This window comes from Hydrogenophaga sp., from assembly GCF_036675665.1.
Taxonomy (GTDB): Bacteria; Pseudomonadota; Gammaproteobacteria; order Burkholderiales; family Burkholderiaceae_C; genus Hydrogenophaga.
On the sequence record NZ_JAKFEO010000049.1, the window covers coordinates 1 to 1,783 of the forward strand.

The window sequence follows — 1,783 nt, forward strand, 5'->3', positions numbered from 1 at the left end:
CTGGTTGATGTGGCCAGCAAGGACGCCCACTGGCTGCGCACCACCAGCGTCTTCACCCTGGTTCGCGGCATTGTGGGCGGCACCAACATTCGGGCCTACACCGGCCTGCTGAAAGACCCGCCGTTGCCCGATGGCGCAGTGCGAACCGTGCTCCAGGGTGACGCCAGTGCGGAAGTCCCCAAGGTCATTGCCGCCGCCAAGGATCTGATCGAAAACCTCAACACCCTCACGGGAAGCACCGGCGCGGTGGGCGCCAGCATGGCCAACCTGCAGATCCTGACCGAACGGCTCAACGGACCTGGCGGCGTGCTGACCGTCATGCTGGGCAGCGAGGCCGAGGCCCAAAAGCTGGTCGCCACGCTGGACCGCACCAACGCGCTGCTGACCAAGCTCGACGCCATTGCCGCCAAGACCGACACCCAGGTCTTTGGCGCCAACGGTGTGATGCCCGAAACCCGCGCCACCATTGTTCAACTCAACACCATGCTGGGCGAGGCCCGCACCAGCCTGAAGAAGGTGGATGCCCTGCTGCAGGACGCGCAAGCCGTCACGTCCAACGCCAAGGAAGCCACGGCCGATCTGGGCGCCTTGCGGGCCGATGTGGAGGCCAGCTTGCGCAAGGTGGACAGCCTGGTCAACGAGATCAACCGCAAATGGCCGTTTGCCCGCGATGCGGAGATGAAACTGCCATGAGTATCGCCATGAGCACCCCTCCGAAATTAACGACGCTCTTCGGTGCGCTTGCCGTCTTGCTGCTCAGCGCGTGCGCCAGCGGCCCGAAACCGCCCGACTGGCAACTCGAAGCAAAAGGTTCCATGGAGCGTTCCGTGGCCGCTTATATGGAAGGCAATTCCCGTGTGGAGCAGGCTGAGCTGGAGCGCGCACGCAGCCAGCTCGCGCGCACCGGCCGCGCCGACCTGCTGGCCACTGCCGAACTGCTGCACTGCGCCACCCGTGTGGCCAGCCTCGTGTTTGAACCCTGCGCCGGCTTTGAAAACCTGCGCCAGGATGTGCCGGCGCCGCAGCGCGCCTATGCAGATTACCTGGGCGGGCGGGTTCAGCCCCAGGACGTCGCCTTGCTCCCGGCGCCACAACGCGCCGCTGCGGTGGGCGATGCCGGTGCCCTGAAGTCCATGGCCGATCCGCTGTCGCAGCTGGTCGCCGCAGGTGTGCTGCTGCAAACCGGCAAGGCCAACCCGGCCGTCATCGCGCAGGCCATCGACACCGCCTCGGCCCAGGGCTGGCGGCGTCCGCTGCTGGCGTGGCTGGGCGTGCAGGCCCAGCGTGCAGAGCAGGGCGGAGACCTCGAAGAGGCCGCCCGGTTGCGCCGGCGCATGGACATCACGCAGCGCAGCGCTTCCGGGGCAAAGGCGCCCGTAAAAGAAGCTGCACAGGAAGCGGCCAAAGAAATACCGAAAGAAAACAAGTGAGGAACACCCGTTGAGCTACACCCTCAAGCTGTATGCCTTTGAGGACGCCTCCCCCGAGGAACTGCAGGCCGCAGAGCGGCGCTTCAGGCAGGCACTGGAGGCCGCGCTGGGCGATGCGAGCCTGGTTGCACCGGTGTATGCCGCCTACATGAAGCTCGTGGCGACCTATGGCGAAGCCCCGGGAGAAGATGTCCTGACACCGGCCGAGCTTGAAATCTTCAGCCAGTGGCAGGCGGCGGAGTCCGCCGCCATGACGGCCGCCCTGGGGCCCAACCGCTACATGGGCGATGCGCAATTCGAGATCCACGCCTGAGCTGTTGGCCTGCGTGCCGCAGTATTTCTGCTTAAGGTGA

The 1,783-nt window shown here is 65.9% G+C and carries 3 protein-coding genes; all 3 read left to right on the forward strand.

The features are described 5' to 3' along the window. On the forward strand, positions 1–693 hold a 693-nt coding region (locus V6M63_RS17260; protein WP_332743878.1), incomplete at its 5' end, for a mammalian cell entry protein. Between the two features lie 8 nt (positions 694–701). Then, the gene (locus V6M63_RS17265; protein WP_332743880.1) at positions 702–1,430 is read left to right on the forward strand and encodes a hypothetical protein; all 729 of its coding nucleotides are present in this window, start codon (positions 702–704) and stop codon (positions 1,428–1,430) included. A 10-nt stretch (positions 1,431–1,440) separates the two neighbouring features. After that, positions 1,441–1,743, forward strand: coding sequence for a hypothetical protein (locus tag V6M63_RS17270; RefSeq protein WP_332743882.1), 303 nt, complete (start codon positions 1,441–1,443; stop codon positions 1,741–1,743). The last annotated feature ends 40 nt before the right edge of the window (positions 1,744–1,783 follow it).